The sequence below is a fragment of the Micromonospora sp. genome (assembly GCF_048594385.1).
Classification (GTDB): domain Bacteria; phylum Actinomycetota; class Actinomycetes; order Mycobacteriales; family Micromonosporaceae; genus Micromonospora; species Micromonospora wenchangensis.
The window spans coordinates 1-13,994 of record NZ_JBMDWU010000391.1; the positions used below are offsets into that span (position 1 = coordinate 1).

13 protein-coding genes and 1 pseudogene are annotated in these 13,994 nt (G+C 74.3%); 11 read left to right on the forward strand and 3 right to left on the reverse strand.

Features of this window, described 5'->3' with window-relative positions:
- The 7 genes from ACOJTC_RS20930 to ACOJTC_RS20960 form a co-directional block, all read left to right on the forward strand.
- Nucleotides 1-886: 3-oxoacyl-ACP reductase (locus ACOJTC_RS20930; protein ID WP_420118151.1), on the forward strand; the 886-nt coding region annotated here is incomplete at its 5' end.
- Nucleotides 886-1,992, forward strand: coding sequence for a MaoC/PaaZ C-terminal domain-containing protein (locus tag ACOJTC_RS20935; protein WP_420118152.1), 1,107 nt, complete (start codon nt 886-888; stop codon nt 1,990-1,992). The genes ACOJTC_RS20930 and ACOJTC_RS20935, both read left to right, overlap by 1 nt.
- 157 nt (nt 1,993-2,149) lie before the next feature.
- Nucleotides 2,150-2,902 carry an NUDIX hydrolase gene (locus tag ACOJTC_RS20940; RefSeq protein WP_420118153.1) on the forward strand — a complete coding sequence of 251 codons (753 nt, stop codon included), beginning with the start codon at nt 2,150-2,152 and terminating at the stop codon, nt 2,900-2,902.
- Entirely contained in the window at nt 2,899-3,888 is a 990-nt protein-coding gene (locus ACOJTC_RS20945; protein WP_420118154.1) for a serine/threonine protein kinase, read from the forward strand. Before ACOJTC_RS20940 ends, ACOJTC_RS20945 begins: the two co-directional genes overlap by 4 nt.
- Before the next feature lie 10 nt (nt 3,889-3,898).
- Nucleotides 3,899-4,858 (forward strand): hypothetical protein, encoded by a 960-nt coding sequence (locus ACOJTC_RS20950; RefSeq protein WP_204928454.1) that lies wholly within the window; start codon nt 3,899-3,901, stop codon nt 4,856-4,858.
- Nucleotides 4,855-6,168: an adenylosuccinate synthetase gene (locus ACOJTC_RS20955; RefSeq protein WP_420118155.1), complete on the forward strand. Its 1,314-nt coding sequence runs from the start codon at nt 4,855-4,857 to the stop codon at nt 6,166-6,168. Before ACOJTC_RS20950 ends, ACOJTC_RS20955 begins: the two co-directional genes overlap by 4 nt.
- Before the next feature lie 48 nt (nt 6,169-6,216).
- Entirely contained in the window at nt 6,217-6,834 is a 618-nt protein-coding gene (locus ACOJTC_RS20960) for a DedA family protein (RefSeq protein WP_204928455.1), read from the forward strand.
- A gap of 47 nt (nt 6,835-6,881) precedes the next feature.
- Here the strand turns inward: ACOJTC_RS20960 and ACOJTC_RS20965 are convergent, their stop codons facing one another.
- Entirely contained in the window at nt 6,882-7,520 is a 639-nt protein-coding gene (locus tag ACOJTC_RS20965; protein ID WP_194821032.1) for a TetR/AcrR family transcriptional regulator, read from the reverse strand.
- Between the two features lie 78 nt (nt 7,521-7,598).
- On the opposite strand from ACOJTC_RS20965, the gene ACOJTC_RS20970 reads away from it, so the two are divergent.
- The 4 genes from ACOJTC_RS20970 (at nt 7,599) to ACOJTC_RS20985 (ending at nt 12,290) form a co-directional block, all read left to right on the forward strand.
- Complete coding sequence (locus ACOJTC_RS20970; RefSeq protein ID WP_420118156.1) at nt 7,599-8,051, forward strand: SCP2 sterol-binding domain-containing protein; 453 nt, start codon at nt 7,599-7,601, stop codon at nt 8,049-8,051.
- A 2-nt stretch (nt 8,052-8,053) separates the two neighbouring features.
- The gene (locus tag ACOJTC_RS20975; RefSeq protein ID WP_420118157.1) at nt 8,054-9,268 is read left to right on the forward strand and encodes an acyl-CoA dehydrogenase family protein; all 1,215 of its coding nucleotides are present in this window, start codon (nt 8,054-8,056) and stop codon (nt 9,266-9,268) included.
- Nucleotides 9,269-9,417: 149 nt separating this feature from the next.
- Nucleotides 9,418-10,983 carry an AMP-binding protein gene (locus ACOJTC_RS20980; RefSeq protein WP_357925085.1) on the forward strand — a complete coding sequence of 522 codons (1,566 nt, stop codon included), beginning with the start codon at nt 9,418-9,420 and terminating at the stop codon, nt 10,981-10,983.
- Nucleotides 10,984-11,078: 95 nt separating this feature from the next.
- Nucleotides 11,079-12,290, forward strand: coding sequence for a serine hydrolase domain-containing protein (locus ACOJTC_RS20985; protein ID WP_420118158.1), 1,212 nt, complete (start codon nt 11,079-11,081; stop codon nt 12,288-12,290).
- Nucleotides 12,291-12,439: 149 nt separating this feature from the next.
- Here the strand turns inward: ACOJTC_RS20985 and purD are convergent, their stop codons facing one another.
- Nucleotides 12,440-13,690: a phosphoribosylamine--glycine ligase gene (gene purD / locus ACOJTC_RS20990; RefSeq protein WP_204928461.1), complete on the reverse strand. Its 1,251-nt coding sequence runs from the start codon at nt 13,688-13,690 to the stop codon at nt 12,440-12,442.
- Between the two features lie 114 nt (nt 13,691-13,804).
- Nucleotides 13,805-13,994: pseudogene (locus tag ACOJTC_RS20995) on the reverse strand (hypothetical protein); the annotation flags it as partial.

Below are 13,994 nucleotides of genomic sequence, written 5' to 3' on the forward strand. Positions count from 1 at the left end.
GGTGTACGTCACGAAGGACGGCGACGCCGGGACTCCGGTCAGCCTGGAGTCCACGCTGCGGTTCCTCCTGTCCGGTCGCTCCGCGTACGTCTCGGGCCAGGTCATCCGCGTGGGCACCGGCACCGCCCAGCCGCCGGCCGACTGGGACCGGCCGCTCGACGGCCAGGTCGTCCTGGTGACCGGGGCGGCCCGGGGCATCGGCGCGGCCCTGGCCCGGGTGCTGGCCCGCGACGGCGCGCAGGTCGTCGCGCTGGACGTCCCGGCGGCCGGCGACGCCCTCGCGGCGGTCGCCAACGAGATCGGCGGCACCGCCGTACAGCTCGACCTCACCACGGCGGACGCTCCCACCCGGCTCGCCGACCACCGGGCCGACCGGCACGGCCGGGTCGACGTGGTGGTGCACAACGCCGGCATCACCCGGGACCGGACGCTGGGTCGGATGGACGCCGACCGGTGGGACGCGGTGCTCGACGTCAACCTCTCCAGCCAGGAACGGATCAACGACGTGCTGCTGGAGCGGGGCCTGATCCCCGAGGGGGGCCGGCTGGTCGCCGTCTCGTCGATCGCCGGGATCGCCGGCAACCGGGGGCAGACCAACTACGCGACCAGCAAGGCCGGGGTGATCGGCCTGGTCGACGCGCTCGCCCCGGCGCTGGCCGGGCGGGGGATCAGCGTCAACGCGGTCGCACCCGGGTTCATCGAGACCCGGCTGACCGCCCGCATCCCGCTGGTGATCCGGGAGGCGGGTCGCCGGATGAACAGCCTGGCCCAGGGCGGCCTGCCGGTGGACGTCGCCGAGACGATCGGCTGGTTGGCGTGGCCGGCCTCGGCGGCGGTCAGCGGTAACGTGGTCCGGGTCTGCGGCCAGAGTCTGCTGGGGGCGTGATGGCACGGCGCAGGAACCGACCCGAGGAGTCCGGCGACGGCGAACTGTCGGTCGGGGACCTGATCGAGGGGCCGACCGAGGTCATCTCACCGGCCGCGCTGGCCGCCGCCCGCGCCGCCGGCCCGGACCGCAGCGTCGACGAGACCCACGACCGGTCGGCGTACGCCACCCGGGACCTGACGTCCCCGGCCGGCACGGACCGCACCGAGGATCTGACGGGCCGGTCGGGCGGCCACGACGGCGGGCCGGCGGCGCGGCCCCGGGTGGTGCTGCCGGGGCTCCCCCGACCGGGCGCGCTCCGTCGGCGGGCGCTGCGCGACGCGCTGCCCGGGATCGGCCGCGCCCGCCGGCCGGACGCCGCGCCCCCGGTCGAGCTGGCCGTCGCCGGGGTCACCGTGGACCGGGCCCACCTCGCGGAGTACGACCGGGTGTGCGGTTTCCGGTTGGCCGACACGCTGCCGGCGACCTACCCGCACGTGCTGGGGTTCCCGCTGGCGCTGCGGTTGATGACCCTGCCGGAGTTCCCGTTCCCGCTGGCCGGGGTGGTGCACGTGGGCAACCGGATCACCGTGCACCGGCCGGTTCCGGCCGACGTGCCGTGGGACTTCGTCGCGTACGCCGAGAATCTGCGGCCACACGCCCGGGGTCGGCAGGTCGACGTCGTCCTGGTCGGCTCGGTCGACGGCGAGGAGGTGTGGCGCGGGGTGTCGACGTACCTGGGCCGGGAGCGCGGGGCCGGCGGGGGTGCCGGACGCGACCCCGGTGAGCGGCCCGCGCCGCCGGCCGCCACCGCGCACTGGCGGCTCACCCCCCGGGTGGGTACGGACTACGCCCGGGTCTCCGGGGACCACAACCCGATCCACACCTCCCGGCTGGGGGCGCGGCTGTTCGGCTTCCCCCGGCCGATCGCGCACGGCATGTGGAGCAAGGCCCGCTGCCTGGCTGCGCTGGAGAGCCGGCTGCCGGAGGCGTACACGGTGGAGGTGGCGTTCAAGCTGCCGGTGCCGTTGCCCTCGACGGTGGCGTTCAGCGCCGTCCCGGGCTGGGACTTCGCCCTGCACGACGCCCGGACCGGCCGCCCGCACCTGGTGGGCACCGTCCGCTGAGGCCGGACGCCGCCCGACACCACCCGGTGCCGGGCGGCCCGCGTGACAGGACGCACAACGCGGTTCAGGTGCCGGGCCGGATCAACCGGTTGCGGAGCACTTTCTCGTGAGCTAGGTTGTTCTCAGACCGAGTAATTCTCAACATGAGAGGAACGCCGTGAACGAGCAGGACTTCCTCGCCGGATACGACCCCAGCGCCTACCCCGCGACCGCGATCACCGTGGACGTGGTGGCGCTGACCATCCGCGAGGGCGCGTTGCACCTGCTGCTGATCCGGCGTGGCCAGCCCCCCTACCAGGGGCACTGGGCGCTGCCCGGCGGATTCGTCCAGCCCGACGAGGACCTCGCCACCGGGGCCCGCCGCGAACTCGCCGAGGAGACCGGCCTCGGCGGCGACCGGCTGCGCCGGGTCCACCTGGAACAGCTCGCCAGCTACGGCAGCCCGGACCGGGACCCCCGGATGCGGATCGTCTCGGTGGCCCACCTCGCCTTCGCCCCCGACCTGCCCGACCCGGTCGCCGACAGCGACGCCGACGAGGCCGGGTGGTTGCCGGTCACCGCCCTGCCCAGCCGGCAGCTCGCCTTCGACCACGCCCGGATCGTCGACGACGGGTTGGAACGGGCCCGCTCCAAGCTGGAGTACACCCCGCTGGCCGCCCGCTTCCTCGGCCCCGAGTTCACCATCGCCGAGCTGCGCGGCGTCTACGAGACGGTCTGGGGGCACCCGCTGCACGCCGGCAACTTCCACCGCAAGGTGCTCTCCGTCCCCGGCTTCGTCGAGAGCACCGGCGGCAACACCGAACGCGGCGGTGCCCGGGGCGGCCCCCGGGCCCGGCTCTACCGGGCAGGCGACGCCCGACTGCTGCACCCGGCGCTGCTGCGCCCCGCCCGGGAGGAGACCGTCCGGTGAGGACCGACGAGGCGATCCGGCTGGTCGCGGCGGCCCGCACCGACGCCGACCTGTTCGGCGTCGACAGCCCGGCCCGGCGCTACCGCGAGCTGGTCGCGGCCCTGCACCCCGACCGGCTGGGCACGCTCGACGCCGGGGTACGCGCCGCGGCCACCGACGCCTTCGTCCAGGTCACCACCCGCTGGCAGGCGGCCGGCACACCCGACCCGGCGACGGTCGTGCTCGGCGGATACCGGCTCGGGGCGCTCGCCCACGCCGGAGACCTCGCCGACCTCTACGACGTCGGCGCGGACCGGCTGCTCAAGCTGCCCCGCGACCCGGCCGACAACGACCTGATGGCCCGCGAGGCGTACGCGCTGCGGCAGATCGAGGACCGCGGCGACCCGCGCCACCTGCCGTACGTGCCCCGGCTCGTGGACAGCTTCCGGCACCGCGACGCCGCCAGCGGGGCGGAACGCCGGATCAGCGTGCTCGCCGCCGTACCCGGGCTACACGACCTCGACGCCGTACGCCGGGCGTACCCCGACGGGTTGGACGCCCGGGACGCGGCCTGGATGTGGCGGCGGCTGCTGGTCGCCCTCGGCCTGGCCCACCGGGCCGGCGTGGTGCACGGGGCGGTGCTCCCCCGGCACGTGCTGATCGAGCCGGACGCGCACGGCGTGGTGCTCGTCGACTGGTGCTTCTCCGCCGTCGACGGCGGTACCGTCCCGGCGCTGGTCCCCGGTCACGAGGACTGGTACCCGCCGGAGGTCACCGCACGGCGGCCCGCCGGCCCCGGCACCGACCTGGCGATGGCCGCGACGTGCATGAGCTGGCTGATGGGCGACCGCGCCCCCCGTGAACTGCGCGCCTTCGCCGACGGCTGCCGCCGCCCGGCGCTGGCCGCCCGACCCGACGACGCCTGGCGACTGCTCGGCGAACTCGACGAGGTGCTCGACCGGCTCTACGGGCCGCGCACCTTCCGCCCCGTCACCCGCAACCCCTAGGGAGGCTGCCATGGGCAGCGGAATCTGGTCCACCGACGTGTACGACGCCGCCGACCGCTACCGGAAGAAGAAGGGCAAGAGCGCCTTCTCCTACAGCGACGGCGGGGCCCGGACCGTGCACCCGGCGCTCGACCCGCGCGGCGCGGTGCGGGAGAGCCGGGACTCGGCCGAGCACCCGCAGTCGACACCCATCGCGGTGCTGTTCGACGTGACCGGCTCGATGGGACACGTGCCCCGCACCCTCCAGGCCAAGCTGCCGCAACTGCTCGGGCTGCTGCTGCGCCAGGGCTACGCCCGCGACCCGCAGGTGCTGTTCGGCGCGATCGGCGACGCCACCTGCGACCGGGTGCCGTTGCAGGTGGGGCAGTTCGAGTCGGACAACCGGATGGACGACGACCTCGGCCGGATCGTGCTGGAGGGCGGCGGCGGCGGTCAGATGACCGAGTCGTACGAGCTGGCGATGTACTTCATGGCCCGGCACACGGTCACCGACAGCTGGGAGAAGCGGGGCCGGCGCGGCTACCTGTTCATCATCGGCGACGAGCTGGCGTACCCCCGGGTGAGCCGGCGGGAGGTGAGCCGGCTGATCGGCGACGACCTCGGCGAGGACGTGCCGCTGCGGCAGATCGTCGACGAGGTGACCCGCCGCTGGGACACCTACTACCTGCTCCCCGCCGGCAGCCACTACGCCGGCAACGCCACGGTGCTCGACTTCTGGCGGGACCTGCTCGGACAGCGTGCCGTCGTCCTCGACGACCTGGACGCGGTCTGCGAGACCATCGCGCTCACCGTCGGTCTCGGCGAGCAGGCCATCGACCTGGACGAGGGGCTGCGCGACCTGGACCGGGCCGGCTCCACCGCCGGCCGTACCGTGTCCAAGGCGCTGGCCCCGCTGGGCGGCGGCCGGCGCGCCGAGGTCTCCACGCTGCCGGCCACGTCGCGCCGGGCCGGTGGGGTGACCCGGCTGTGACCGCGCTCCCCGACCCCGGACAGCCCGGCCGGCACGTGATCGTGGTCGACCTCGGTTACGGCGACGCCGGCAAGGGCACCGTCGTGGACTGGCTCTGCGCGACCCGCCACGTGCACACCGTGGTGCGGTTCAACGGGGGTGCGCAGGCCGCCCACAACGTGGTGCTGCCCGACGGACGGCACCACACGTTCGCCCAGTTCGGGGCGGGGACGTTCCGCCCGGGGGTGCGTACCCACCTGGCCCGGCAGCAGGTGGTGGACCCGCTGGCGCTGGCCGCCGAGGCCGACCACCTGGCCTCGGTCGGGGTGCCCGACGCCCTCGACCGGCTCACGGTCGACGGGGAGGCGCTGCTGGCCACGCCGTACCACCGGGCCGCCAACCGGCTCCGGGAGATCGCCCGGGGGGCCGCCCGGCACGGCTCCTGCGGGCTGGGGGTGGGCGAGTCCGTCCGGTACGGGCTCGCCCACCCCGACGAGGCGCCCCGGGTGGCCGACTGCCGGGACCGGGAGCTGCTGCGCCGCCGGCTCACCGTGCTGCGGGACCGGTTGACCGCCGAACTCGGCCCGCTGGACGCCCCGCCGGTGGCGGACTGCCTGCCGGCGTTCACCGCCTTCGCCGACCGGGTGGCGATCGTCGACCGGTCGTACCTGGCCGGGGTGTTGCGGGCGGGGACGGTGGTGTTCGAGGGGGCGCAGGGGGTGCTGCTGGACGAGTGGCACGGCTTCCACCCGTACACCACGTGGAGCACCACCACCTTCGCCAACGCCGAGGACCTGCTCGCCGAGGCGGGGGCGGCCGGGTCGGCGTACCGGCTGGGGGTGGTACGGACGGTGACCACCCGGCACGGGCCCGGTCCGCTGGTCACCGAGGACCGGACGCTGCCGCTGACCGACCCGCGCAACCCGACCAACCCGTGGCAGGGCCGGTTCCGGTTCGGCCACTTCGACGCCGTCGCCCACCGGTACGCCCTGGACGTGGCCGGCGGGGTGGACGGCCTCGCCCTCACCCACCTCGACCTGACCCGCCCCGACCCGGCCCGCCCGGCGCTGAAGCTGTGCCGCCGCTACGACGGGACCGACCGGTTGCGCCCCGGCCCACCCGGTGACCTGGAGCGGCAGGCGGCCCTCACCGCCCGCCTGCTGACCACCCGCCCGGTGTACGACGCCCCACCGACCGACTGGCCGGCGGCGGTGTCCGAGGCGCTGGCCGCCCCGGTGGTGCTCACCTCGCACGGCCCCACCGCCGCCGACAAGCGGGAGCACGGCAGGTCGGCCGCCGATCCGCTGCCGGTTCCCCGGCGGGTGGCCTGATCCGGCGACTGGGCCCCCGGCCGGGGGCCCAGCGTCGAGCATGAGGGCATGCAGTCGGTGCTCGACCTGCTCCACCACACCGTCACCTCGCCCTGGGTGTACCTGGTGATCTTCGTGGTGACCGCGGTCGACGCGTTCTTCCCGGCGGTGCCCGGCGAAACCGTCCTGATCACCGCCGGGGTGTTCGCGGCCAGCGGCCACCCGAACCTGGTGGCCGTGATCGCGGTGGCGGCCCTCGGCGCGCTCGCCGGCGACCACGTGTCGTACGGCATCGGCCGGGGCGGCGGCGCGGAGCGGTTGGCCCGGCTGCCCGACGGTAGTCGCCGCCGCAGTGGCTCGGACTGGGCCCGCCGGGCGGTGGACCGGCGGGGCGGCTCGATCCTGACCACCTCCCGATTCGTGCCGGGCGGCCGGACCGCCGTCACCCTGACCATGGGGGCCGTCCGGTATCCGCTCCTGCGCTTTCTGGTGTTCGACGCCGTCGCCGCCGCGATCTGGAGCCTGTACTGCGGGCTGCTCGGCTACTTCGGTGGGCTGGCCTTCGAACGCGATCCGCTCCGGGGACTGCTCGTCGGCGTCGGGCTCTCGCTGGCCGTCACCGGAGTGTTGGAGCTGGTCCGCTGGATGCGCCTGCGGGCCCGCCGTCGCGCCGCCGCCAACCGCTGACCACTCCGGGCCGGGACCGGTGAGCCGCGCCGGGAGAGTGGGGGCAGTCAGTCCGCCGGGGGTCGCCAGGTGACGCCGTCGAGGAGTTGGGCCGCGCCGAGCCAGGCGACGTTCATCATCCGGGTGGCGGTCTTCTCCGGTTCGGCCTCCGGGTGGTCGGCGAGCCAGTCGGCAAGCGACTCGCTCGCGCCGACCAGGGCGTACGCGACGACCTCCAGCTCGGTCGCGGCGACCTCCCGGTCCCGGGCGCGCAGCGCGTGGTCGAGCATCCCGGCGACCACGTCGACCAGCCGGGCGCGCATCGCGGCCAGCTCGGCGGCGAACGGTTGGGAGCCCCGGGCCTGCCGGTAGAGCACCGCCCAGCCGTCGCGGTGCGCCCCGACGAAGCCGAAGAAGGCCCGCAGGCCGCGCCAGAGCCGCTGGTCGGGCGGGAGGTCGGGGGCGGCGGCCCCGGCGATCGCCAGCATCATCCGGGCGGTCTCCCGGTGCAGGCAGGCGATGAAGAGTTCCTCCTTGGTGCCGAGGTAGGCGTAGACCATCGGCTTGGAGATGCCCGCGTCCTCGGCGATCTCGTCCATGCTGGCGGCGTGGAAGCCGCGCCGGGAGAAGACCTTGACGGCCGCGTCGAGCATCTGCTGCTCGCGTACGGCGCGGGGGAGGCGCTTGAAGCTCGGCGTGCTGGACACCCTTGCGAGCATACCTACTCGTGCGTAGGGTTACGCGAGAGTAACCAGAACCGGTCCGCCCCGAGAGGTGCAACTTCCATGACTGACTTCGACCCGGCCAACTTCGCCAACTTCGGCCCGAAGGAGTTCGCCCAGCTGGTCAAGTCCACCCCGGACGACAAGATCGCCGAGGTGATGTCCGGCGACCTGCGCGGCAAGGTGCTCAGCGAGGTCTTCAGCCGGATGCCGCAGATCTTCCGCGCCGACCGCGCCGGCGCCACCAACGCGGTCATCCACTGGAACATCACCGGCCGCCCCGACGGTGGCGCCGACACCTACGAGATCGTCATCGAGAACGGCACCTGCACCGTCTCGGATACCCCCACCCGCGACCCGAAGCTCAGCCTCACCATGGGCCCGGTCGAGTTCCTGAGGATCGTCTCCGGCGGGGCCAACCCGGTGATGATGTTCATGACCGGCAAGCTCAAGGCCAAGGGTGACCTGGGCCTGGCCGCCAACATCGCCAACCTGTTCGACATCCCCAAGGCCTGACGATGGCCGAGTTCTCGCTCGACCTGAACGAGGAACAGCGGGATCTGCGGGACTGGGTGCACGGCTTCGCCGCCGAGGTCGTGCGCCCGGCCGCCGCCGAGTGGGACGCCCGGGAGGAGACCCCCTGGCCGATCATCCAGGAGGCGGCGAAGATCGGCCTGTACGGCTTCGAGTTCCTCGCCACCTGCTGGGCCGACCCCACCGGACTGTCCCTGCCGATCGCCAGTGAGGAACTCTTCTGGGGCGACGCCGGCATCGGGCTGAGCATCTTCGGCAGCTCGCTCGCCGTCGCCGCCATCTACGGCACCGGCACCCCCGACCAGATGGTCGAATGGGTGCCGCAGTGCTTCGGCACCGTCGACGCCCCCGCCGTCGCCGCGTTCTGCACCACCGAACCGGAGGCCGGCTCCGACGTCTCGGCCATGCGTACCCGCGCCGTCCACGACGAGGCCACCGACGAGTGGGTGCTACGCGGGCAGAAGGCGTACGCCACCAACGGCGGGATCGCCGGGGTGCACGTGGTCACCGCCTCCGTCGCGCCCGAGCTGGGCTCGCGCGGGCAGGCCGCGTTCGTCGTACCGCCGGGGACAGCCGGGCTGCACGCGACCCGGAAACTGAAGAAACTGGGACTGCGCGCCTCGCACACCGCCGACGTCTTCCTCGACGACGTCCGGGTGCCCGGACGCTGTCTGCTCGGCGGCAAGGACGCGCTGGACGAGCGGCTGGCCCGCGCCCGGTCCGGGCAACGGGCCAGCGGCCAGGCCGCGATGCGCACCTTCGAGCTGTCCCGGCCGACCGTCGGCGCGCAGGCACTCGGCGTCGCCCGCGCCGCCTACGAGTACGCCCTCGACTACGCCAGGGACCGGGTCCAGTTCGGCCGGCCGATCATCGAGAACCAGGCCGTCGCGTTCGCCCTGGCCGACATGAAGATGGAGATCGACGCCGCCCGGCTGCTGGTCTGGCGGGCGGCCTGGATGGGCCGCAACAACCGGCCGTTCACCGCCGGCGAGGGCTCGATGTCCAAGCTCAAGGCGGGCGAGGTGGCCGTCGCGGTGACCGACCGGGCCGTGCAGCTCCTCGGCGGGGCCGGCTTCCTGCGCGACCACCCGGTCGAACGCTGGTACCGGGACTCCAAGATCTACACCATCTTCGAGGGCACCTCCGAGATCCAACGGCTGGTCATCTCCCGCGCCATCTCCGGCGTCCAGATCCGCTGACCGTCGCCACCGGTCGACCGCCCGGTCACCGCCCGTCCACCACGGGCGACACCGACTGGGCGGTCGGCCGGCGACGACGCATGATCGGAAAGGAATCCCTGGTGAGGGCCCCGGCCGGCCCCACGTCACACCCCGAAGGAGGTCGCCGGATGGACCTGCCGTTCATCGTGGCCACACTGACCAGGCGGGGACTGCTCACCCCCGGGCACCCCGTCCGGGTCGCCTCGCAACTCGCCGCACTGCGCCAGTGGGGCTGGGGCATGGCCGGCGAACTACGGCAGGCCGCCGCCCGCGACCCCGGCCGGGTCGCCGTCGTCGACGAGCACGGCCACGAACTCACCTACCGGGAACTGCTCGACCGGGCCGAACGGCTCGCCCGGTCGATGCGCAGCGTGCTCGGCGTACAGGCCGGGGACCGGGTCGGGCTGCTGTGCCGTAACCACCACGGGCTCATCGAGGGCATCGTCGCCGCCACCCTGCTCGGCGCCGACGCGGTGCTGGTCAACACCGGACTGTCCGCCGCGCAGCTCGCCACCGTCGCCGAGGAGCAACGGCTGCGGGTGCTGGTGCACGACACCGAGTTCGCCGAGCGGGTCCTCGGTGTCCCCGCCGAGGTGCACCGGGTCGACGAACCCGGCCTCGACGCCCTGATCGCCGCCGCGCTCCCCGCCGACCGGCTCACCCCGCCCGCCCACGACGGCCGGACCATCGTGCTGACCTCCGGCACCACCGGCACACCCAAGGGCGCCCGCCGGCCCGTCCCGAACGGCTTCGGCCCGCTGGTGTCCATCATCGACCGCATCCCGCTGCACACCCACGACACCGTGCTGATCGCCGCCCCGATCTTCCACACCTGGGGGTACGCGGCACTCCAGGTCGCCTTCGCGCTGCGCGCCACCATCGTGCTGCACCGCCGGTTCGACCCCGCCGCCACGCTGGACGCGCTCGTGGCGCACCGCTGCCAGGCACTGTTCGCCGTACCGGTGATGGTGCAGCGTCTGCTCGACGTGCCGCCGCCGGACCCGCGACCGGCGCTGACGGTGGTCGCGGTCAGCGGCTCGGCGCTGCCCGGCGGCCTCACCACCCGGTTCATGGACACCTACGGCGACGTCCTCTACAACCTGTACGGCTCGACGGAGGTCTCCTGGGCCGCCATCGCCGGCCCCGCCGAGCTGCGCCAGGCCCCCACCACCGCCGGTCGCCCCCCGCACGGCACCCGCCTGGAGATCGTCGACGACGACGGGAAGCCGGTGCCGGCCGGGCGGGTCGGCCGGATCCTCGTCGGCAACGAGATGCTGTTCGAGGGTTACACCTCGGGGGCCCGCCGGGAGACCCACGACGGGCTGCTCGACACCGGCGACCTCGGCCGGGTCAACGCCGACGGACTGCTCTTCGTCGACGGCCGCGCCGACGACATGATCGTCTCCGGCGGGGAGAACGTGTTCCCGTCCGAACTGGAGGACCTGCTCGCCCGGCTGCCGCAGGTCCGCGAGGCGGCCGTGCTCGGCGTGCCGGACCCGCAGTACGGGCAACGGCTGGCCGCGTTCCTCGCCCTGCACCCCGGCGAGACCCTGGACCCGGAGGCGGTACGCGAGTACGTCCGGCGCTACCTGGCCCGGTTCTCCGTCCCCCGGGACGTGATCTTCGTGAAGTACCTGCCCCGCAACGCCACCGGCAAGGTGCTCACCCGGGAACTGCGCCGCTACTACGGCTGATCTTCCCCGGGGTGGTCTCCCCCAGCCGACGATCGGGGTGTGGCGGGGGACTCTCCCCGATGTCGTCGCTCCCCGTCACCGGCAGGCTCGACGCCATGAAGATCATGAATCGACGGGCCGTGCTCGTCGCCACGACACTCGGTGCCCTGCTCGCCGTCGCCGCCCCCGGGACGCTCGCCGTCGCCGCCCCCTCTCCCGTCTCCGCCCCCTCTCCCGCCTCCGCCGGTGACCGGCGCGGGGCTGCAGGCTGCCGGCCCGGCACCCTCGACCCGACCCCTGTCGCGCAGGCGATAGCCGGGTTACCCGACGCCGACGCCACCAGCGCCCAGGTCCGGATCACCACGCCCGACGGCTGCTGGACCGGCACCACCGGCGTACGGGACCTGCGCAGCCAGGCACCCGTACCGCCGCACGCCCGGTTCCGGGTCGGCAGCGTCACCAAGGCCTTCACCGCGGCCATGGTGCTGCAACTCGTGGCCGAGGGCCGGATCGACCTCGACGCGTCGGTGCAGCGGCTCCTGCCGGGCCTGCTCCCCGCCGGTTACCCGACGGTCAGCGTCCGGCAACTGCTGGACCACACCAGCGGCCTGCCCAGCCCACGAATGCCGGACGGCATCGAGTGGCAGCTCGCCCACCGGTACGACAGGTGGACCCCGCAACAGCTGGTCCGGCTCGGCCTGGACAACCCCCGCGAGTTCGAACCCGGCACGAAGCAGCACTACACCAACATGGGCTACATCGTCGCCGGGATGATCATCGAGAAGGTCACCGGCCACCCGTACGCGACGGAACTGGACCGGCGCATCGCCCGACCGCTCGGCCTCAAGGACACCTACGCACCGGGCGACGACCCGCGCATCCGCGGCCCGCACGCCCACGGCTACCAGGCCGTCGACCGGGACGGCCGGACCGAACTCGTCGACGCCACCACCTGGAGCCAGACCTTCACCCCGGCCTCCGGCAACATCATCTCCAGCCTCACCGACCTGGACGCCTTCCTCACCGCGCTGTTCGCCGGCCGGGTGGTGCCACCGGCCCAGCTCGGCACGATGTTCACCCTGCCGGGCGTGCCGGACATCGGCGGCGGGCCGGCCCGCTACAGCGCCGGGCTCACCGCGTTCCCGCTGCCCGACGGCGAAACCCTGTGGATCAAGACCGGTTCCCGGTACGGCTACCTCGCCGGGGTCGCCTCCACCCGGGACGGCCGGTTCCGGGTGGAATACTCGATCACCAGCACCGACGCCAAGGGCGATGACCTCAGCGCCACCGCCCAACGGGTGATCGCCGCCGCCCTGTCCCTGCTCTGACCGCCGACCCGACGGGGCACGACCCGACCGGGACCGGCACTACGGGCCGTTGATCGCGGTGATGGTCGGGCCGGGAGGGTGGCCGGCCGCTCCCGTGTCGTGCCGCGCCCGGCGTCGGGCGGGCGCTGCGGCAGTCGCCCCGGCTGTGGTCAGTCCGGGACGGTGATCCGGCCGTCGATCGCGGTGGCGGCGATGTCGGTGCGGTGGTGCGAGCCGGCCAGCTCGATGCCGCGTACCAGGGCGTAGGCGGCGTCCCGGGCGGCGGTCAGGTCCGGGCCGGTGGCCGTACCGCAGAGGACCCGGCCGCCGGCGGAGAGCAACGCGCCGTCGGCGGCCCGGCGGGCGGTGCCGGCGTGGATGACGCCCGGGTGGTCGGCGCCGGTGATCACGTCACCGGTACGTGGAGTCGCCGGGTAGCCCTCGGCGGCCACCACCACGGTGACGGCCGCACCGTCCCGCCACCGCAGCGGCGGATGCGCGGCCAGCGTGCCCGTCGCGGCGGCGTGCAGCAGCCCGCCGAGCGGGGTCTCCAGCAGCGCCAGCACGACCTGGGTCTCCGGGTCGCCGAAGCGGGCGTTGAACTCGATCACCCGGGGGCCGGCGGCGGTGAGCGCCAGCCCGACGTAGAGCAGCCCGGCGAACGGGGTGCCCCGGCGGCGCATCTCGGCGAGCGTCGGGTGGACCACGTCGGCCAGCACCTCGTCGACCAGGCCCGGCGGTGCCCACGGCAGCGGCGCGTACGCCCCCATGCCGCCGGTGTTCGGGCCGGCGTCGCCGTCGCCGGCCCGCTTGAAGTCCTGCGCCGGCAGCAGCGGCAGGGCCGCCTCACCGTCGGTCACCACGAACAGGGAGACCTCGGGGCCGGAAAGGTACTCCTCGATCACCACCCGACCGCACTCCTGCGCGTGCCGCAGCGCGACGTCCCGGTCGTCGGTGACCACCACGCCCTTGCCGGCGGCCAGCCCGTCGTTCTTCACCACGTACGGCGTGCCGAACTCGTCGAGCGCCCGCCCGACGCTCTCCGCGTCCGTGCAGGTGTACGCGCGGGCGGTCGGCACCCCGGCCGCCGTCATGATCTCCTTGGCGAAGGTCTTGGAGCCCTCCAACCGGGCCGCCGCGGCCGACGGGCCGAAGACGGGGACGCCCTTGGCGCGTACCGCGTCGGCGACCCCCGCGACCAGCGGGGCCTCCGGCCCGATCACCACCAGGTCGGCACCGACCTCCACCGCCAACCCGGCCACCGCGGCGGGATCGGCCGGATCGACCTGCCGCAGCTCCGCCACACCCGCGATCCCCGGGTTACCGGGCGCCGCCAGTAGGGCCTCGACCGCCGGGTCCTCGACCAACCCGAGCGCGAGCGCATGCTCCCGCCCGCCACCACCCAGAAGAAGTACGCGCACGGCGACGAATCCTACCCACCACCCCCACCACCCCCCTGCCCTCGCCCCCGCCCCATCCCATCCCGCCCTGCCCGCCCCGCCCCACCCTCGCCCCGTCCCGCCCTGCCCCGCTGATCAAGAGGTTTGCGTCACGTCGCCCGGGGCCACGGTGAACTGGTGGACGACGAGCATCGGGTCGGTGTGCCGTTGCGGCCGGGGCCGGTCCACCGGCACCGACACGTGGACGGCGGATCGGCGTGGCCCGGCGATGTCGTGCAGCGCGAGGGCGCTGTCGAGGACGGCGAAGGCTCCGGGGCCGAGGCTC